The 18552-nt window shown below is 65.4% G+C and carries 16 protein-coding genes and 1 pseudogene; 13 read left to right on the top strand and 4 right to left on the bottom strand.

The window, feature by feature from the left end:
- The first annotated feature begins 142 nt into the window (after positions 1-142).
- The 11 genes and pseudogenes from FFS60_RS26840 (at position 143) to FFS60_RS26795 (ending at position 12157) form a co-directional block, all read left to right on the top strand.
- Positions 143-1600 carry a sensor histidine kinase gene (locus tag FFS60_RS26840; RefSeq protein WP_137823706.1) on the top strand — a complete coding sequence of 486 codons (1458 nt, stop codon included), beginning with the start codon at positions 143-145 and terminating at the stop codon, positions 1598-1600.
- Positions 1600-2997: a sigma-54 dependent transcriptional regulator gene (locus FFS60_RS26835; protein WP_028630859.1), complete on the top strand. Its 1398-nt coding sequence runs from the start codon at positions 1600-1602 to the stop codon at positions 2995-2997. The genes FFS60_RS26840 and FFS60_RS26835 overlap by 1 nt, the downstream gene beginning before the upstream one ends.
- A 585-nt stretch (positions 2998-3582) precedes the next feature.
- Positions 3583-3762, top strand: a complete 180-nt coding sequence (locus FFS60_RS26830) for a hypothetical protein (RefSeq protein ID WP_137823705.1) — start codon at positions 3583-3585, stop codon at positions 3760-3762.
- A gap of 198 nt (positions 3763-3960) precedes the next feature.
- A pseudogene (locus FFS60_RS29525) lies at positions 3961-4734 on the top strand (PAS domain-containing protein); the annotation flags it as partial.
- 9 nt (positions 4735-4743) lie between these two features.
- Positions 4744-5322, top strand: coding sequence for a methyl-accepting chemotaxis protein (locus FFS60_RS29520; RefSeq protein ID WP_371926522.1), 579 nt, complete (start codon positions 4744-4746; stop codon positions 5320-5322).
- Positions 5323-5839: 517 nt separating this feature from the next.
- Positions 5840-6880, top strand: a complete 1041-nt coding sequence (locus tag FFS60_RS26820; protein ID WP_218570619.1) for an ABC transporter substrate-binding protein — start codon at positions 5840-5842, stop codon at positions 6878-6880.
- A 37-nt stretch (positions 6881-6917) separates the two neighbouring features.
- On the top strand, positions 6918-7952 hold the full coding sequence (locus FFS60_RS26815) for an aromatic ring-hydroxylating dioxygenase subunit alpha (protein WP_028630864.1): 1035 nt from the start codon (positions 6918-6920) through the stop codon (positions 7950-7952).
- A gap of 8 nt (positions 7953-7960) precedes the next feature.
- On the top strand, positions 7961-8764 hold the full coding sequence (locus tag FFS60_RS26810) for an ABC transporter ATP-binding protein (protein ID WP_137823707.1): 804 nt from the start codon (positions 7961-7963) through the stop codon (positions 8762-8764).
- Positions 8765-8842: 78 nt separating this feature from the next.
- Positions 8843-9646 (top strand): ABC transporter permease, encoded by an 804-nt coding sequence (locus FFS60_RS26805; protein ID WP_137823703.1) that lies wholly within the window; start codon positions 8843-8845, stop codon positions 9644-9646.
- 124 nt (positions 9647-9770) lie between these two features.
- Complete coding sequence (locus tag FFS60_RS26800) at positions 9771-11207, top strand: amidohydrolase family protein (RefSeq protein ID WP_137823702.1); 1437 nt, start codon at positions 9771-9773, stop codon at positions 11205-11207.
- Complete coding sequence (locus FFS60_RS26795; RefSeq protein ID WP_137823701.1) at positions 11204-12157, top strand: PDR/VanB family oxidoreductase; 954 nt, start codon at positions 11204-11206, stop codon at positions 12155-12157. The genes FFS60_RS26800 and FFS60_RS26795 overlap by 4 nt, the downstream gene beginning before the upstream one ends.
- 57 nt (positions 12158-12214) lie before the next feature.
- On the opposite strand, the gene FFS60_RS26790 is transcribed toward FFS60_RS26795, so the two are convergent.
- From FFS60_RS26790 to FFS60_RS26780, 3 genes are all read right to left on the bottom strand, one after another.
- Positions 12215-13027: an outer membrane protein OmpK gene (locus FFS60_RS26790; RefSeq protein WP_036997863.1), complete on the bottom strand. Its 813-nt coding sequence runs from the start codon at positions 13025-13027 to the stop codon at positions 12215-12217.
- Between the two features lie 546 nt (positions 13028-13573).
- On the bottom strand, positions 13574-15391 hold the full coding sequence (locus FFS60_RS26785) for an ABC transporter ATP-binding protein/permease (protein WP_137823700.1): 1818 nt from the start codon (positions 15389-15391) through the stop codon (positions 13574-13576).
- 158 nt (positions 15392-15549) lie between these two features.
- Positions 15550-16035 carry a LysR substrate-binding domain-containing protein gene (locus FFS60_RS26780; protein WP_081668164.1) on the bottom strand — a complete coding sequence of 162 codons (486 nt, stop codon included), beginning with the start codon at positions 16033-16035 and terminating at the stop codon, positions 15550-15552.
- A gap of 17 nt (positions 16036-16052) precedes the next feature.
- Between FFS60_RS26780 and FFS60_RS26775 the strand changes: the two genes are divergently transcribed.
- Positions 16053-16355: a hypothetical protein gene (locus FFS60_RS26775; RefSeq protein ID WP_171016588.1), complete on the top strand. Its 303-nt coding sequence runs from the start codon at positions 16053-16055 to the stop codon at positions 16353-16355.
- 154 nt (positions 16356-16509) lie between these two features.
- Here the strand turns inward: FFS60_RS26775 and FFS60_RS26770 are convergent, their stop codons facing one another.
- Positions 16510-16983 (bottom strand): phage antirepressor, encoded by a 474-nt coding sequence (locus tag FFS60_RS26770; RefSeq protein ID WP_137823699.1) that lies wholly within the window; start codon positions 16981-16983, stop codon positions 16510-16512.
- A 484-nt stretch (positions 16984-17467) separates the two neighbouring features.
- Here FFS60_RS26770 and FFS60_RS26765 point away from each other — a divergent pair, with 484 nt between their 5' ends.
- Positions 17468-18205, top strand: coding sequence for a serine protease (locus tag FFS60_RS26765; protein ID WP_028630872.1), 738 nt, complete (start codon positions 17468-17470; stop codon positions 18203-18205).
- Positions 18206-18552 lie beyond the last annotated feature (347 nt).

Here is an 18552-nt window from a genome sequence, read left to right as displayed (position 1 = left end):
GAACCGGGGGGAGGCCGCATGGAGCGGGGCTTTCACGCCAAACCGGTAAAACGGGCCTGGTTTATGCACTGGTACCTGCGTCCAAGGCCGCCCGGTTGGCACGACGGGTCGAACCCATCACGCAACGCATAGGAAGGTTTCCATGAGCGCTCTGTCGGTGATCTGGGATAAGTACGCAACCGGCAAGGCCGGCGACTCGCCACCTCCGCAGTTCAACCTGCTGCGCTGGTTCTCGCTGGTCAGCCTGGTGGTGATCGCGAGCGTGGCCATCGGCCTCGGGGTCATTTCCACGCGTTTCGTGGTGACCGAGAGCATCGAACGCGATGCCATGCTCAGCTCGCAGTTCATCCAGTCCATCGCGCAGGCCGAGATCCGCCATGTGGCGCTGCCGGCGAGCATGACCATGGGCGAGCTGCTGGACGCCCGCCAGGATGGCCACCATCCGCAAACCATGCTGGAAGCACGGCAGCGGGCGCGCAACGAGTTCCTCGACCACATTGCCATGCTGCCCGATGCCCTGCTGGCGAATATCTACGGTGCCGACCGGGTGATCGTGTGGTCGACCAACCCGGCACTGGTGGGCAAGGACCTGAGTGGCAACGAGGACCTGGAACAGGCCTTCTCGTCGCCGATGCAGGTGGCTTCCAGTTATGACGAGGTCACCGGTGGGCGCAGTGAGCAGAAGTTCCTCCGCGCGCCGCGCACCCTGTTCATCGAGAACTACATCCCGCTGCTGGACGACCAGGGCAACGTCGCTTCGGTGGTGGAAATCTACAAGGAGCCCCGCGACCTGGTGCAGCGCATCCAGCGCGGCTTCGTGCTGATCTGGCTGGCCACCGCCATTGGCGGCGGCCTGATCTACTTCGGTCTGTTCTGGATCGTGCGCCGTGCCTCGGGCCTGTTGGCCCAGCAGCAGAGCCAACTGATCGCCAACGAGACCTTCGTCGCCCTGGGCGAAATGTCTTCCGCTGTGGCCCATAGCCTGCGCAACCCGTTGGCGTCGATCCGCTCCAGTGCCGAACTGGCCCAGGAACTGGTGGCCCCGCCGGTGCAGAAGAACATCGCGGACATCATCAGCCAGGTGGATCGCATGTCTAAGTGGGTGCGCGAGCTGCTGATTTCGGCGCGGCCGCTCTCCGGTGATTTCGAGGAGGTGGAGCCGATTGCGGTGATCAACGAGGCGTTGCATGGCTTCGATCAGCAGATCCGCCATAGCGGCGTGCGGGTGGAGTTCCATGCCGAGGCGGCGCCCGCGGTGGTCAGCCACCGGGTGCTGCTGGCGCAGGTGCTCAACAGCCTGTTCGCCAACGCTATCGAGGCGATGCCCAATGGCGGTCTGCTGCGCATCGAGGTCAAGCCCGACAGCACCGGCAAGCGCCTGATGCTGGCCATTACCGACACCGGCCAGGGCATGACGCGCAAGCAGGAAACCATGGCCTTCAAGCCCTACTACACCACCAAGCAGGGTGGGCTGGGCGTGGGGCTGGTGATGGTCAAACGCATCATGGAACGCTTCGGCGGCAAGGTCAGCCTGACCAGCCGTGAGCGGGAAGGCACCCGCATCTGCCTGAACTTCAAGGTCGCTGGGGGGCGGGGGTAATGGAACACAGCGTACTGATAGTCGAAGACGACGAGCTGCTGGCCGGCAACATCCAGGTCTACCTCGAGCGCAAGAACTTCGAGGCGCTGGTCTGCCACTCGGCCGAAGAGGCGCTGGAACTGCTGCAGGACCAGGTGCCCGACGTGCTGCTCACCGACAACTCCCTGCCGGGCATGAGCGGCCATGAGCTGATTCGCGAGGTGAGCAACCGCGCGCCGCAGATCAAGCCGATCATGATGACCGGCTACGGCAACATCGAGGACGCGGTGCAGGCGATGAAGGCCGGTGCCTTCCATTACCTGACCAAGCCGGTGGCCCTGGCCGAGCTCAAGCTGTTGCTGGACAAGGCCCTGGAGGCCCAACGCCTGGAGCACAAGCTGGATTTCTATCACAGCCGTGCGGCGCAGGATGCCGGGCTGGCGGCGATGATCGGCGAGTCGCCGGCGATGCTGGAAGTCAAATCCATGGTGTGCCAGCTGCTGGATGCCGAAAGCCGCATGGTCGATGCCGAGTTGCCGGCGGTGCTGGTCGAAGGCGAGACAGGCACTGGCAAGGAACTGATCGCCCGTGCCCTCCACTTCGACGGCGCGCGGAGCAAAGGGCCATTTGTCGAGTTCAACTGCGCCTCGATTCCTGCGCACCTGCTGGAAGCCGAACTGTTCGGCCATGAGAAGGGTGCTTTTACCGATGCCAAGGAGCGTCGCCTGGGGTTGGTGGAGGCGGCTGACGGCGGCACCCTGTTCCTCGACGAAGTGGGCGAAATGGACCTGGTGCTCCAGGCCAAGCTGCTCAAATTGCTGGAGGACCGCACCATCCGCCGCATCGGCTCGGTGAAGGAGCGCAAGGTCAACCTGCGCATCATCAGCGCCACCAACTGCAACCTGGAGCAGATGGTGCAGCAGGGCAAATTCCGCCGGGACCTGTTCTTCCGCCTGCGCATCATCTCCATCCGCGTGCCGCGCCTGTACGCACGTGGCGACGACATCCTGTTGTTGGCCCGGCATTTCCTGAAGCAGCACGGCAAGCGCTATGGCAAGCCGGGGCTGCAGTTCACCAGCGAGGCCGAGCATCTGCTGCAGAGCTACAGCTGGCCAGGCAACGTGCGCGAGCTGCGCAACATGCTCGAACAGACCGTGCTGCTGGCCCAGGGACAACTGGTGAGTGCCGCACAACTGCACATCTGCCCGAGCCTGGTGGACGAGTCGTCCAGTCACTACCGCACCCATGGCAACGGCAATGGCGCCGAGCCCGAGGACGAGCGGGGCCTGGTCATCCGCATGCTCGACAAGACCGATTGGAATGTCACCAAGTCCGCCCGCCTGCTGGGCCTGACGCGGGACATGCTGCGCTACCGAATCGAAAAACTGGGCCTGGTCCGGCCGGATCGCCGTCACTGATCCGCCACCAGGCCCCGGTGCCTTCTGGCGCCACTGTTCCCTAGCACTCCCTCTCGCCAGTACGGGAGGAGGAGATCCTTGTGGCCGGGCTGCGATCCTGCTCGCATCGCCGCATCGTCCACCGGGGTTCGGTGCCCTCACACCGGCCCCGCTTTCTTATTCCGGGCGCCAGCTTCGCAAGGGGCTGGCGCCTTTTCCTTGAGGAGCGGCCTGCGCGGCAGGCCCGTAGGAGCCCGCTTGTCGGCGAAGGTGTCCTGTCCAACCGGCGGGGCCGCTGTGCGGCCCTCCTTGGCGAATGAATTGGCGATGCCTGCGTTGGCTGTTGCGAGAGATTGACCATCTGGCCAAGAGCCATGTAGGAGCTGGCTTGCCAGCGAAACGGGGCCATTCGCTGGCAAGCCAGTTCCTACGGGCGATGCAGTTGCTTGCAACACGTAACGCAGACAAAGCCGATGAACTCGCCCCTACAGGGTGTGTGCCACGGGCATGGCTCGGTGTTCGACGCCGGCGACCGATGGCCTTGAGCGCCGTGCCGTGCTGCCGACTCAAATGGGTAAGGACCCTGTCGGTCCCGCGAGGTGCAGCATGAGTAGTGAGCGAAGAGGCGGCCTTTCCGGTAATGACAACAAGAGCCAGGGCGAATTTCCGCGCTGGCTGATCGACCCCGATTACATTGATCTGGAATTGGAGCGCGATCCGGACGACCCACGGTTCGATCCCACGCTGGATGATGCTGAAACATTCCGGCATTCCCACAGGGGATGAATGAGCGTGTTTTTTAGTTGTAGCGCTGCCCGAATGGCTAGTGGCAGAATGCGATCAAGCGACATGGACGTCACCCATCTTCACGGCGCCTGCCGTCCCTCAGCGGGCGCGCACATCACTTTCCCCAGAAGCACGCTGCCGGCATCCCAGTAATCAGCCAGGGGGGCGAGGGGCCTAAAGAAGCGGTCGCCGCTGCCGATGCAGGAGATACCTCCCTGCGTTTTCTTTTCCCCGAGTCCTGACATGTTCAACTCCCGCCTGAAACAGGAACTGCGCAGCCTGCGCGAAGAGCTGTCCTCCATCCAGCAGGTTCGCGCCAGCCTCGATGAGGAAATGCTCGCGCTCTGCCTCGACGCCCGTGGTCGCATCGAGTCGGTCAACGCCCATTTCGAAAAGGAAATGCTCTATCGCGCCGACCAATTGTTCGGTCGAGCGCTGCTGGAGCTGATTCCCCAGCATGTGCGTGGCCTGGAGTTCCACCTGCGGCTGAAGACCGCGCTGGAACGTGGTGAGCATCTGGCTGGGGTGGTGCGCCTGTTGCGCGGCGATGGCGAGGAGGCCTGGCTGCGTTGCATCCTGCAGCCGATCCGCGACAGCGCCGGCAAGCTCCAGCGCTTTTCCATCTACGCCAGCAACCTGACCCGCACCATCGAGACTTCCCGCGAGCACGAGAACCTGATCAACGCCTTGCAGCGTTCCACGGCGGTGATCGAGTTCAACCTGGACGGCGAGGTGCTGGCCGCCAACGATAAATTCCTCGACGCCATGGGTTACAGCCTGGAGCAGATCCGTGGCAAGCATCACCGCCTGTTTTGCGAGCCGGTCGAGTACAACTCGTCGCAGTACCAGGCCTTCTGGGACAAGCTGCGTCGCGGCGAATTCGTCGCCGATCGCTTCAAGCGTGTGGATCGCCACGGCCGCACGGTCTGGCTGGAAGCTTCCTACAACCCGATCATCGACGCCCATGACCGCCTCTACAAAGTGGTCAAGTTCGCCACCGTGATCACCGATCAGGTCAACCGCGAAGCGGCCGTGGCCGAGGCCGCCGGCATCGCCCTGGAGACCTCCAGGGGCACCGATGACAGCGCGCAGCGCGGCGCCGCCGTGGTACAGCAGACGGTGGATGTCATGCGTGAGCTGGCCATCCGAATGCAGGAAGCGGTGCAGGGCATCGAAGCGCTGGACCAGCAGTCGCAGGTCATCGGCGCCATCGTCAAGAGCATCAGCGGGATCGCCGACCAGACCAACCTGCTGGCCCTCAACGCCGCCATCGAAGCCGCCCGCGCCGGCGAGCAGGGGCGTGGCTTCGCGGTGGTGGCCGACGAGGTTCGCCAACTGGCTTCGCGCACCAGTTCGGCCACCGTGGAAATCACCAAGGTGGTGGAACAGAACCAGCAACTGGCCGAACGCGCCGTCGCCATGATCGATCGCGGTCGGCAGCAAGCCGAACTGGGCCTTGAGCTGTCCGGCCAGGCTGGCACCGCCATCGTCGAAATCCAGGACGGCGCGCAACGCGTGGTCAACGCCATCGGGCAGTTCTCCAGCCACCTGTCGCGCTGATTCAGCTGAGTCCCCTGGCCCCGGTCGTTCCGGGGTCAGCCATTTCCCCAGGGGCGTGCCCGTCAGGCAGTTGATCCCGATGCACCACGACGAGGCGCATTCATGTCGTGGTGCACCCGGCCTGAGCGCGATCCTGGTGCGCCAGGTTGCATCCATATCCTCAGCGAAGCGCTCTGGGATGAGGCTTTGCAGGCTTTTCTCGCGGCTTGGCACGCTCCTGGCTTTGCGATTGGCGAGTAGAAGCGGTTAGCGCCGAACGAGTTCCTTCGGCGCGGGACATTGCTCTTGCGGCCACCCCGGTCGCACACCCGGTATGCGGGTGCTTGGTCATGGTCTTCGGACCTGGACGAGAGAGATGTCAGTCATGCGCTTCGCCATTGCCCATCCCTTCCACCTGTTCGCCGGTCAGAACCGCGCGGCGGTGTCTCGTCGTTTCCAGCATCCCTCCGGTTCTCTGACGGGTTTCGCGCCATGCACGCGGGGCCCATTCCTGTGCCTTGATTCGGAGATTTTCGCCATGACCAGCTACTCCGCCTTGCGCTCCGCCGCTCGCCGCTTCTCCCGTCAACTGCTGCTCCCGCTCGCTGTGGCGGGCGCCCTTGCCGCGCCGCTGGCCCAGGCCGCCGACAAGGTGGTGCTGCTCACTTCCTGGTATGCCCAGGCCGAGCACGGTGGCTTCTACCAGGCGCTGGCCACCGGCCTGTATGAGGCCGAGGGGCTGGACGTCACCATTCGCATGGGCGGGCCCCAGGTGAACGGCATGCAGCTGCTGCTCAACCGCCAGGCCGATGTGATCGCCAGCTACGACCTGCAGGTACTCAAGAGCGTGGAGGCGGGCATGCCGGTAGTGGCCATTGGTGCGGCCTTCCAGGGCGATCCCCAGGGCATGTTGACCCACGCCGACGTGAAGAGCCTGGATCAGCTCAAGGACAAGACCGTGCTGGTGTCCACCTCCGGGCAGACCACCTGGTGGCCCTGGCTGAAGGCGAAGTACGGCCTTTCCGACGCCCAGGCGCGGCCGTACACCTTCAACCTGCAGCCGTTCTTCGCCAACCCCGCCGCAGCCCAGCAGGCCTACGCCAGTTCCGAGCTGCTGCAGGCCACCAAGGCCGGTATCAAACCCAACTTCTTCCTCTTCGCCGATCACGGCTATCCGCCCTACGGCTCGACGCTGGTGACCCGCCGCGACCTGATCGAGCAGCGCCCGGAGGTCCTCGCGCGCTTCGTCAAGGCGAGCATGGAAGGCTGGCGCAGCTACCTGGCCAACCCGGCACCGGCCAATGCGCTGATCAAGCGCGACAACCCGAACATGAGTGACGAACTGCTGGCCTGGGGTGTGGAGAAACTCAAGGAGTACCGCCTGGTGGAGGGCGGCGATGCGGCGACCTGGGGTATTGGCGTGATGACTGATACCCGCTGGCAGGCCACCCGCGACTTCATGGTGCAGAGCGGCCTGCTCAAGGCCGAGGTGGATGCGAAGGACGCCTACGACCTGCGCTTCGTCCGCGACCTCCACGTACTGCCCGGCGCGCCGGCCCAGACCGCAGTCAATCCCTGACCCCGTGCCTGAAACGAATTCGATGAGGACCTGAACCATGCTGGTTACCCAACAACCTGTATTGCGCCGTTTCTGGTACGCACTGATGCCTGTCGCCCATCTGGACGCCGGCCCCCAGCCCTTCACCCTGCTGGGCGAGCGCCTGGTGCTGTTCCTCGGCAAGGAAGGCCCGGTGGCCCTGGCGGACCGTTGCTGCCACCGCACCGCCCAGTTGTCCAAAGGCTGGGTGGAGGACGGCACCATCGTCTGCGGCTACCACGGCTGGCGTTACGACGGCAGCGGCGCCTGCGTGTGCATCCCGCAGCAGGCCGAAGGCGCGCCGATTCCCGCCGGCGCCCGGACCCAGGCGTTCCACTGCAAGGAGCAGTATGGTTACGTCTGGGTCTGTCTCGGCGAGCCGCTGCAGGACATCCCGCTGTTCGAGGAGGATGGCCTGCCCCAATACCGGCGCATCTTCCAGTTCTACGAGGAGTGGAAGACCAGCCCGCTGCGCTTCATGGAGAACAGCTTCGACAACTCCCACTTTTCCTTCGTGCACCGGGCCAATTTCGGCATGCTCGACCAGCCCAAACCTTCCAGTTATCGCCTGGAGGAAACCGACTGGGGGTTCGAGGCGGAAACCGTCGTGCCGATCAACAACCCGCCGTCCGGGCACCGGGTCACCGGAAGCAGCGCGCCGACCACCACACGCCACCTGTTCAACCGCTGGTACTTGCCCTTCGTGCGGCGCTTCGGTTGTACCTACCCGGACAGCGGCATTCACCACATCATCTACAACTGCGCCACGCCCATCGACGACAAGCGCATCCAGCTGGTGCAGTGGCTCTACCGCAACGACAGCGAGGAGAACTGCAGCACCGGGGAACTGATCGCCTGGGATGCCCCCATCACCCGCGAGGACCAGGACATCCTCGAAGCCACCGACTACGACGCCTGCGTCGATACCCGTCGCCGGGTCGAGTTCCACATGGAGTCGGACAAGCCGGGCCTGATCATGCGCAAGCAGCTCTTCGCGCTCCTGCAGAAGCACGGTGAGGAGGAATGCTTTCGCGCCGAGGGGGTGCCGCTGTGAACGCCGCCATGAACCTGCCGCCGGTGTTGGCGGAAGAGCGCCCGGTCCTGCTCGCCAACCAGGTGGAAAAGGTCTACCCCAATGGCACCCAGGCACTGCAACGCATGAAGCTCGAGATCGGCCGTGGCGAGTTCGTCTCGCTGCTCGGCCCCTCCGGTTGTGGCAAGAGCACGCTGCTGAAGATGTTCGCCGGGCTGGAACAGCCGACCGCCGGCCATGTGCGCTGGTGGGGCAAGGGCCGCCTCGATGACGCGGGCAGCGGTCAGCGCCTGGCCATGGTGTTCCAGGAGGCGACGCTGATGCCCTGGGCGAAGGTGGCCGACAACGTGCGCCTGCCGCTGGACCTGGCCGCCGTACCCAAGGCCGAAAGCGTGCCCCGGGTTCAAGCCGCGCTGGAACTGGTGGGCCTCGGCCGCTTCGGTGGGGTTTACCCGCGGGAGCTGTCCGGTGGCATGCAGATGCGCGCCTCGATTGCCCGTGCGCTGGCCACCGAGCCCAACCTGTTGCTGATGGACGAGCCCTTCGGTGCCCTCGACGAATTCACCCGCAATCGCCTCGACAGCGACCTGCGCCAGCTCTGGGCGAGCCGCGACCTGACGGTGGTGTTCGTCACCCACAGCATCTTCGAGGCGGTGTACCTGTCCTCGCGGGTGGTGGTGATGGGCGCCCGACCCGGCCGCGTGCTGGCGGACGTGGCCATCGACGGTCCACTGGAACGGGACGACGCCTTCCGCACGTCATCCGCTTTCATCGAACAGTGTGCGCACCTGTCGGCGCTGCTGGCCGAGGCGAACGGGGAGGGCGGGCATTGATGGACAACTTTCGTGCATTCCCAGCCCTCTGGGCGATGGCTGGGATGAGGGCGTTTTCCTCCCACACAGGAGCTCAACATGAACACTGAACATCGTCCCTGGCTGACCCACCCCACCGTTCAACGCATCGCCGCACCGGTGCTGGTGGGCATCGTCCTGCTCGGCCTGTGGCAAGTCCTGTGCGTGGCGTTGCAGGTGCCCGCCTACCTGGTGCCGAGTCCGCTGGACATCGGCCGTACCCTGCTGACCGACGGCCCAATGCTGCTGGGGGCGCTCTGGACCACCCTGACCATCACCTTCCTCTCCTTCGCCCTGGCGGTGACCCTGGGCGTGGCGCTGGCCTTTCTCTTCGTGCAGAGCCGGGTGATCGAGGCGAGCCTGTTCCCCTACGCCATCCTGCTGCAGGTCACGCCGGTGGTGGCCATCGCGCCGCTGATCATCATCTGGGTCAGCAACACCACCCTGGCGCTGGTGGTCTGCGCCACCCTGGTGGCCATCTTCCCGGTGATCGCCAATACCGTGCTGGGGCTGCGCAGCGTCAACCCTGGCCTGCTCAACCTGTTCCGCCTGAACCGTGCCGGCCGCTGGCAGACCCTGCTGCGCCTGCGTATCCCCAGCGCGTTGCCGTACTTCTTCGGCGGGCTGCGCATAGCCTCGGGGCTGGCGCTGATCGGCGCGGTAGTGGCGGAGTTCGTCGCCGGCACCGGCGGCACCGGCGCGGGGCTGGCCTACCAGATTCTCCAGGCGGGCTTTCAGATGAACATTCCCCGACTGTTCGCCGCGCTGCTGCTGATTGCCGTCACCGGCGTCGCCCTGTTCTGCCTGATGGCTATGCTGGCACGGGTGTGCCTCGGGCACTGGCACGAAAGCGAGCAGGGCTGAGCCCCGCCTTGCCTGATTCCGGCCGCTGACCTGCGCAGTGGCCCAACCCTGTCTCTCCCGGAGCGGTTGCGGTGATCCGGCTCCTTCACCGCGCCGTTCCGGGGAGCCTTGACGGAGCGTCGTCATGACCGATTCCAAGAGCTGGCTGATCCGCAATGCCAGCGCCATTCTCACCGGCCTTACCGGGGACGCGGCGCGTCACGCCGGGCCGGATATCCGCATCCGCGATGGACGCATCGCCGCCCTTGGCCGGCTCGACCCGCTAGCCGGCGAGTCGCAGATAGACGCCCGTGACTGCGTCGTCTACCCGGCCTGGGTGAATACCCACCATCACCTCTTCCAGTCGTTGCTAAAGGGCGAACCGGAAGGCCTCGACCAGAGCCTCACCGCTTGGCTCGCGACCACGCCCTATCGCTTCCGCGCGGCCTTCGACGAGCACAGCTTCCGCCTTGCCGCACGGATCGGTCTGGTGGAACTGGCCCGTTCCGGCTGCGCCACCGTGGCCGACCATCATTACCTGTACTACCCGGGCATGCCCTTCGACGGCGCGGCCATTCTCTTCGAGGAAGCCGAGTCCCTCGGGCTGCGTTTCGTGCTCTGCCGGGGTGGTGCCACCCAGGCCCGTCAGCTGGAAGCGGACCTGCCTCAGGCGCTGCGACCGGAAACCCTGGACGCCTTTCTGGCCGACCTGGAACGGCTCACCGCCCGCTATCACGACCCGGCCGGCGATGCCCACCGCCGCGTGGTGGCCGCGCCCACCACCACCCTGCACTCCACCACGGCGCAGGAGCTGCGGGAGATTGCCGCGCTGGCGCGTCGGCTGGGCCTTCGCCTGCACAGTCACCTTTCGGAAACCGTGGACTACCTGGATGCCGCGCGGGCCAAGTTCGGCATGACGCCGGTGCAGTTCTGCGCCGAACAGGACTGGCTCGGCCCGGACGTCTGGTTCGCCCATCTGGTGAAGTTGCTGCCCGAAGAAATCCGTCTGCTGGGGGACAGCGGCAGCGGCATCGCCCACTGCCCGCAGAGTAATGGACGCCTGGGCAGTGGCATCGCCGATCTGCCGGCGCTGGAGGCGGCCGGGGTGGCGGTGTCCATCGGCGTTGATGGTGCTGCCTCCAACGAGGCCGCCGACATGCTTTCGGAAACCCACGCCGCCTGGCTGTTGCAGCGGGCGCGCAAGGGTGAGCGGGCACGGCCGCGCTACGCGGGTGGCACCTTCGAGGGGGGCGCCGACGCGGCGTCCATCGAAGACGTGCTGCGTTGGGGGACGGCGGGCGGCGCCAAGGTCCTTGGCCTTGACCAGCTCGGCACCCTGGCGGTCGGGCAGGCGGCTGACCTGGCCATCTATGCCCTCGACGACCCGCGCTACTTCGGCCTGCACGATCCAGCCATCGGCCCCATCGCCTGTGGCGGCCGTGCCCGGCTTCGCGCCTTGCTGGTCGGCGGCGAACGGGTGGTGGACGACGACCGGATTCCCGGCCTCGACCTCGCTGAGCTGGGCCGCGAAGCCGCCCGCGCAGTCGTGGGCCTGCAGCAACGCGCGGGGGTACGGGCATGAGCTGGCTGAACATGCGCGTGCGCAGCCTGCGGGAAGAGGCCGCTGGCATCCTCGGTATCGAGCTGCGGCCAGCCGAGGATGTTCCCCTGGCGTGGCACTGGGAGCCCGGTGCCCATGTGGATATCCGCCTGGAAAGCGGGCTGGTGCGCCAGTACTCGCTGACCAACCTGGCCGGCGAAGGCTGTGTGCGCCTGGCGGTGAAGCAGGAGGAAACCTCCCGTGGCGGCTCCCGCTGGCTGCACGAGCGGTTGCGCATCGGCTCGCGGCTGGAGGTCGGCGCACCGCGCAATATGTTCCCGTTGCGGGACGGGCAGGGTGAAGTGCTGCTGGTGGCGGCGGGGATCGGCATCACACCCCTGCTGGCCATGTATCGCCAGTGCCGCCGCGATGCGCGCCCGGCGCGCCTTCTGTATTTCACCCGCAGTCCCGCCCACGCCGCATTCGCCGATGAGCTGGCGGGCGACGCGTCGGCCAGGCTGGTTCATGGCCTGGACGGTGCCGGGGTCATGGCGCGACTGCGGGCCGAACTGCCTGCCTGGCGGCCTGGCGCGACGCTGTACACCTGCGGGCCGGCACCCTTCATGGCGACGGTGCTGGAGCAGGCTGAAGCGACGGGCTGGCCGGCGGAGGCCCTGTTCCAGGAGCATTTCCAGGCGCCGTCCGGCGAGGTCGTCACCCCGTCCGCAGGGTTGGAACTGGTGCTGGCGCGCAGTGGTCGTTCGGTGCAGGTGGGGGAGGGCGAAACCCTGGTGGATGCCGCTGCACGTGCGGGTGTCGCCATTCCCACCTCATGCGGGATGGGCATGTGCGGTTGCTGCCTGACCCGCGTGCTTGCTGGCACGCCGGAGCACCGCGACCAGTTCCTGTCCGACGCCGAACGGGACAGTGGCGAATGGCTGTTGCCTTGCGTGTCGGGTTGCCGGAGCGGGCGGCTGGAGCTGGACTGCTAGCGATTGCGGTAACGCCGCGCGCATAACGGAACCGGGGGCATTGCGCCCCCGGCCTGCTTAGAAGTGCGCTTTCAGCAGCAGGCTGATGGCGCTCTGGTCCGTGGGGAAACCACGGCTGTCCTCGATGCCGTATTTGTCGGACCAGAAGTCGTACTCGATGCCCGCGTAGAAGGTCTTGGCGCCATGGCCCAGAGCCTTGCCCAGGTCGTACTTGATCTGCGGATTGAAGTGGAAGCTGCGGGCGACATAGTCGGACTTGCCCTTGGTGCCCACGTCGTTGACGTACCACTCCAGGTAACCATCGAAGAGGATGTCGGAACGGCCCACCGGAATGGTCATGGCCCAGGTGGGGTTGATCTGCCACTGGCCCGAGGCCTTGCCGGTGATGCCGTCGGGTTTGCGGTAGTAGGTGTTCAGCGAGAAGCGGTCGAAGCCGGGAATGTCCAGGTCCAGCGCCGGCCCCAGCAGGTACTTGCGGTTGCGGTCCTTGCCGCGCTCGTAGGTGGCGGCGATGAGCACGTCCTTGATCGGGCCGTAGGCGAGGCGCGTGTCGCTGATCTTGCCCAGGGACAGGCGCGGTGAGAACTCGCCGTAGTAGCTGTGGCCGTCGCTGCCGTGGACGCCGTTGAACCACTTGTTGTCGACGAAGAGGAAGACATCGCCCCAGCTCCAGCCGCTGGCGTGCTCGAAGGTGATGGTCTGCTGGGTCTTGCCGGCGCCGTTGCCGTCCACCTTGTAGTCGGTGCCGTAGAGGTAGCTCAGGCTACTGTCGCTCCACAGCAGCGGCCCGGCCTGGGCGGCCAGGGGCGTGGCGCCGAGGGCGAGAACCAGGGTGGGGATGCTGGCGCGCGAGGCGATGCGATGCTTCATCGGATGTTCCCTTGCTTGTAGTCATTGAGGTGACCGGCAAGGGCTGCCATCTGGACATGCCTCTCCCACCCCGGCCAATACCGGGGCGGACACCCTTGCCGGGTGTGCGGCCTGAGCCGCAAGAGCAATGTCCCGCGCGGAATCCTCCGACCCGCGCTGACCGCTTCTACTCGGGATGACTCATAGCAAGGAGCAGGCCATGGTCCGCAAAACCGCGCTCCAGAGGTTGTGGACTGTTGTTGTGGTCGATTGCATACAGGAATGGATGCGCTTCTTGCACCAACCTGGATACGTGAGGTGCGGTCAGGATCCGGAATGAGGCGTGCTGGGCGCCCGCTGGTATCCGGGAGCCGAAGGCAGGTGCGGACGCCACGGCCAGCATCGAGCTGGCACGGCTGGGCACCGAGTTGCAGTGGCAGGTCGGGCGTTTCTGCGTGTCATGCGCTGGCAGTCCATAAAGAAAGCCCCTGGGGATTGCCGATCCCCAGGGGCTTTTTCGTCGGTCGTGACCGCGCTCGATGCTGGCCCGGCCGCGTATGGGACGGACTAGACGTTCGCCTCGAGCGCCGGTTGCTGTTCCATCAGTGACCAGGCGCCTTGACCGTCCAGCTCCAGGCGGTGGGTATGGAAAAGCGACAGGGTGCTGCGGTGGCCAATGCTGACCAGCATGGCATCGCGCATTTCGTTGCGCAGCAGCGAGTAGAGGGCATGCTCCAGGCCTTCGTCCATGGCCGAGGTGGATTCGTCGAGGAAGACGATCTGCGGCCGGTTGAACAGTACCCGGGCGAAGGCCAGACGCTGCTGCTCGCCGACGGAGAGTATGCGCGTCCAGTCCTGGCTGAGGTCGAGCCGGTCGGCCAGGTGGGCGAGGTTCACCTGGCGCAGTGCCTGTTTGAGGCGCTCCTCGTCCTCCGGGGCGCTGGTGGCCGGATAGGCGATCGCCGTGCGCAGGTCCCCCAGCGGCAGGTAGGGGCGCTGCGAAAGGAACAGGGCCTGGTTGCCGCCGGGGCGTCGTACCGCCCCCTCGGCGTAAGGCCAGAGCCCGGCCAGCGCGCGCAGCAGGGTGGTCTTGCCGCTGCCCGATGGCCCCTTGATCAGCAGTGCCTGGCCGGGCGCGAGGCTCAGGTTCAGGTCGGCCAGCAGCCGAAAGCCGTCAGGGCGCAGCACCTGCATGCCTTCGATTTCCAGCACCTTGGCCTGTTCGTGCGTGGTGACGCGGGGCAGGGTGCGTGCCCGCTGGTTGGCATCGAGGAAGCCGGTGAGACGGTCGAGGGTGGCGCGGTATTGGGCGAAGGCGTCGTAGGAGGTCCGGAAGAACGACAGCGAGTCCTGCACCTGGCCGAAGGCCTGGGAGGTCTGCATCACGTCGCCCAGCTTGATGGCGCCACTGAAGAAACGCGGGGCTTGCAGGATGAAGGGGAAAACCACCGCCACCTGGCTGATGGCAAGGTTGAAACCGTCGAATTTCAGGCTTCGGTACACCAGCGCCCAGACGTTGCTGATCAGCGCGGAGAAGCGGCCCAGCAGCGTGTGCCGCTCGATGTCGTTGCCCTGGTAGAACGCCACGTTCTCGGCGTATTCGCGCAGGCGCATCAGCGCGTAACGGAAGTTCGCGGTGAGTTTTTCGTTCAGGAAGTTCAGGCGGATCAGCGGGCGGCCGAGGCGGAAGGCGATCCAGGTGGCGATGATCACGTAGATGTAAACGGCGAAGACCATCGCCCGGGGAATCTCCACGCCGCCGACTTCCAGGGGCGCGGAAAGGCCCCAGAGGATGCCGGTGAAGGCCACCAGCGACACCAGTGCGCTGACGGCACCGAGCGCGAGGGACACCGAGCCGGTGACGAAGGAGTTCACGTCCAGTTCGATACGCTGGTCGGGGTTGTCCACCGGCTCGGCGAGGAACTGGCCACGGTAGTAGGCATCGCCCTTCATCCAGTCAGCGGTCATCCGGTCGTTGAGCCATACCCGCCAACGGATGCTGAAGGCCTGGGTCACGTAGTAGTTGAACAGCGCGCGCAGCACATGGATGGTGGCGAGGATCGAGAACACCCCGAGGAAGTACCAGAAAGCCTTCTGGTCCAGCCCCTGCAGGGCGCTGTAGAAGCCGTTGTACCAGAACGAGAACAGCACGTTCATGCGCACCGAGAACAGCGTCAGGACCAGCAGCACGATGAACACCAGCAGAGGGCGCCAGCTGTGTTTCGGGCTGAGGTAGGGGCCGGCGATCTGCCAGAACTGGCTACCCCAGCGGGTGAAGCGTACCGCCAGAGTTCCCGCGGCAGCGAACGCGGCAATGGTGATCAGGGAGGCGACTGCCAGCCAGCTCAGGCTTTCCTGCAGGGCCTGGTTCCAATCCATTTCCATGGTGGTTACCCGTGGTTTTCAGGGAGAGATGAGGGGGATTGCTCTGCCGAACGGGCCGGGGGCCCAGCAGCGGTGAGCGATAGTAGCACCGTGCGGGTACGCCGAACCCCCTACGCGGGCAGGGTTCGCCCGGCTCATTTCGCCAGACGCTGTAGGTCTCAGACCTTCGCGGCGTGGGGACTCTTGAAGACGAACACCAGTTCGTCGGCCAGGGCACGGGCCTCGCGGGTGATCAGCTCCTGGTCGCGGTAGACCAGCGAGATATTCAGCGGCGGCACCTGCTCCTGCAGGTCGAGCACGTCCAGTTCCTGGCCGAGCTTCTGCACGTATTCCAGCACGCGCAGCGGCCAGTAGCTGATGACGTCGGTGTTGCGTGCCAGCTCGCAGAACATCACGCCCGAAGAGCACTCGATCACGCGCTCGGGCAGGGGGACCTGAAACTCCTCGAACATCAGGCCGACGCGGGACTTGTCCAGCGAGTCCTGCAGCAGCCATTGCTGCTCACGCAGCTCGGCCAGCGAGTGGGCGTCGCGCAGGGGGTGTCCCTTGCGCACCGCGAGGGCCGTGGGTTGCACGTAAAGCTCGGTCCAATGGAAACCATCGCTGTAGCGGCTGGCCGGCTGGGAGCAGAGCGCCAGGTCCAGTTGGCCCTCGCGCCGCCATGCTCGCCAGCCACACCCACGGCGAACGCAGCGTCGAAGTCATCGCCCAGGCCTGCGAAGGTATCGATGCCGTCATGCGCCGCCTGGCCGACATAGACGAAATGAACCAGTCCGTCGCCGCCGCCACCGAACAGCAACGCGCGGTGGTCGAATCCATCAGCCGTGAAGTGGGCGAGATATCCACACTCAACCAGCAGGTCCAGGCCAGCCAGCGACAGGCACTGGTGGTGTGCGAAAGCCTGGATGGACGCTCGGGCGAGCTGCGCCGGCTGGTGGATAGCTTCCGCATCGAGCGGGGATGAGTCGCGGCTCCTCCCGCCCCATCCTGCAGGCGCCTGGAGCGGTTAGTAGGATGGGTAGAGCTTGCGAAACCCATCGCCCATGGCTCCCGCACGGGGTTCGCTCCCCTGCGGAACGCCGCCCGACCCATCCCACGGCCGCCTGGGGCCGGCCTTCTCAGGACAGTGCCTTTCGCTCCGGCACCGGCCCCTGGATGCGCGGCATGTCCTCGTAGCGAATCCACAGCGAGCCTTGCCACTCCATCAGGTTCAACTCCTGCCCCTGCCAGTGCATTAACCGTCGGCGCGGTTGCTGGCCGGGGGCGTCCTGCCGGCCCAGGGCGGGCACCACTTCTTCGCTGATCCAGCTGCGCAGGCTCCGATGTTCGGGGTGGTAGTAGTACACCAGCAGTAACTGGTGCATGCCGCTCTCGTTCACCAACTGTTCCTCGCTGAAGGTGCCGTCCTCCAGCCGCAGCACCTCGGTGCGCAACTGATTCGGGTCTAGCTTCAGCGAGAGGTCGATATCCGGCCGGAAACTGGCCAGCTTCGCCAGATCGCGACACAGGAACCAGGCGCGATCATCGATCAACAGCGCGCGCAGCGGCAGGCGGTAGCGGCGAAAGGTAGTGGGCGTGCGGTAGTCAGTCACGGCGCACCTCCGGGCAGAGGGGCAGGGCAGGGGAGAGATGCAGATGCGTGGAAGAGGCTCTCATGTTCTAACTCCATGTTCGGAACTGAGTAGCCGCCACCGGGGGGGGGTGGCGGACCGTGCAGGGCTAGAACCCCGGCCGAGAAGCCAAAGCCGGATGGGCAAAGCCCACCCTGCACGGTCCGCCATAGACTGCCGGGATGCGATGAGCTGGCGAGCAGCGCACCGATCCTGCTTATGGCGTGTTTGACTTCTCGGTGTATCAACGGGGGTTCTAATCCCGGCTGCGACCAGAGCCGCAACGGAGCGTGACGCTATAGATCTGGCTTGTAGGACCGCAAGCCGGTTGCCGGGTAGGCTTTTTCCTGCCGGCTGGGGCAGTTAGTCGTAGTCAAAAGGCTAGACTGGGCGGATGCTCGTGGGTGGCGCGCCTGATATCCAGCGAAGCGCCACCCCAGGGACGCAAGCGGATGGAGCTTACGTAATGCCGGTTATCGAACCACTGCTCCTCAGTACCGTACGCATCTGCACCTATGCAGGGTCACGCCAACTGACCAACGCCAGCGGCTTCTTCTTTGCCCGGGACGAGCGCCTTTTCCTGGTCACCAGTCGGCACGTGCTGGTGGATACGCCGAGCCGGCACTTCCCCGATCGCCTCGAAATCGAACTACACACCGACCGCCACAACATGGCGTGCTCGTGCGACTTCTCCATGCCGCTGTATCGCGACGGCAAAAGCCTGTGGCGCCAAGGCGGGGATGCTGCAGGTAGCGTGGATGTCGCGCTGCTCGAAATCGAGCGCTCCGCCTTGCCGAAGACAGCCGCCTACCACGCGTTCACACCCGAGCACCTGCAATCCCCTAGCGACCTGATCGAGGCGGGCACCGGACTGCTGGTAGTGGGCTTTCCCCTCGGCTTCCACGACAGCCTGCACCACATGCCGGTGGTGCGACATGCCATCGTCGCCTCATCGTTCGGCCTGCGCTTCCAGGGGCAAGGCTACTTCCTCACCGACGCCCGTACCCACCGAGGCACCAGCGGCGCCCCCGTGGTGATGCGCGCCCCGGAAGAGAACCAGAACCTTGGTGACCTGCCCTGGATGCTGCTTGGCGTCCACTCCGCCCGCCTCGACATGGGCAGCCGCGACTTGGTGCAGGACGAAGCACTGGGACTCAACTGCACCTGGTACGCCGACATTCTCATGACGTTGAGTGAGAGCTGAGGATCGATTGTCCACCTTGCTCTCTGAACGGAAGCGTTGGCTGGCCGCGCGAGTGCCCCTCTATATAGAGAAAAGGGATGATGGAAAAACCTTTCAATTAAGTATTGACGGCAGAATCTGCATCCCTATAATGCGCACCTCTTCCGGCGCAGTTGCCAAGCAAAACTCCTTGTAGATCAATGAGTTAAGTGGTTGGTGAGGGTGCTGGGAGGTTCCGCTTCGCAAGGTTCGCCGCTGGCGAATGAAGTTGGAAAGGAGGTGTTGACAGCGTGATTGAGCGCTGTAGAATGCGCCTCCCGCTGACGAGAAGAGAGATCGGATCGAAGGCGCAAGCGGTTGAGTAGAAA

This window comes from Pseudomonas sp. D(2018), assembly GCF_005502555.1.
GTDB classification, from domain to species: domain Bacteria; phylum Pseudomonadota; class Gammaproteobacteria; order Pseudomonadales; family Pseudomonadaceae; genus Metapseudomonas; species Metapseudomonas resinovorans.
The sequence above is the reverse complement of the archived record's forward strand: the minus strand, read 5'-3'. Positions and strand labels throughout refer to the sequence as shown.

Coding starts and splice junctions, on each gene's coding strand:
- FFS60_RS26790 (WP_036997863.1), bottom strand. CDS start 13,027: ATGAAGCATCGCATCGCCTCGCGCGCCAGCATCCCCACCCTGGTTCTC.
- FFS60_RS26840 (WP_137823706.1), top strand. CDS start 143: ATGAGCGCTCTGTCGGTGATCTGGGATAAGTACGCAACCGGCAAGGCC.
- FFS60_RS26820 (WP_218570619.1), top strand. CDS start 5,840: ATGACCAGCTACTCCGCCTTGCGCTCCGCCGCTCGCCGCTTCTCCCGT.
- FFS60_RS26805 (WP_137823703.1), top strand. CDS start 8,843: ATGAACACTGAACATCGTCCCTGGCTGACCCACCCCACCGTTCAACGC.
- FFS60_RS26785 (WP_137823700.1), bottom strand. CDS start 15,391: ATGGAAATGGATTGGAACCAGGCCCTGCAGGAAAGCCTGAGCTGGCTG.
- FFS60_RS26810 (WP_137823707.1), top strand. CDS start 7,961: ATGAACCTGCCGCCGGTGTTGGCGGAAGAGCGCCCGGTCCTGCTCGCC.
- FFS60_RS26775 (WP_171016588.1), top strand. CDS start 16,053: ATGCTCGCCAGCCACACCCACGGCGAACGCAGCGTCGAAGTCATCGCC.
- FFS60_RS26830 (WP_137823705.1), top strand. CDS start 3,583: ATGAGTAGTGAGCGAAGAGGCGGCCTTTCCGGTAATGACAACAAGAGC.
- FFS60_RS26815 (WP_028630864.1), top strand. CDS start 6,918: ATGCTGGTTACCCAACAACCTGTATTGCGCCGTTTCTGGTACGCACTG.
- FFS60_RS26765 (WP_028630872.1), top strand. CDS start 17,468: ATGCCGGTTATCGAACCACTGCTCCTCAGTACCGTACGCATCTGCACC.
- FFS60_RS26795 (WP_137823701.1), top strand. CDS start 11,204: ATGAGCTGGCTGAACATGCGCGTGCGCAGCCTGCGGGAAGAGGCCGCT.
- FFS60_RS26835 (WP_028630859.1), top strand. CDS start 1,600: ATGGAACACAGCGTACTGATAGTCGAAGACGACGAGCTGCTGGCCGGC.
- FFS60_RS26800 (WP_137823702.1), top strand. CDS start 9,771: ATGACCGATTCCAAGAGCTGGCTGATCCGCAATGCCAGCGCCATTCTC.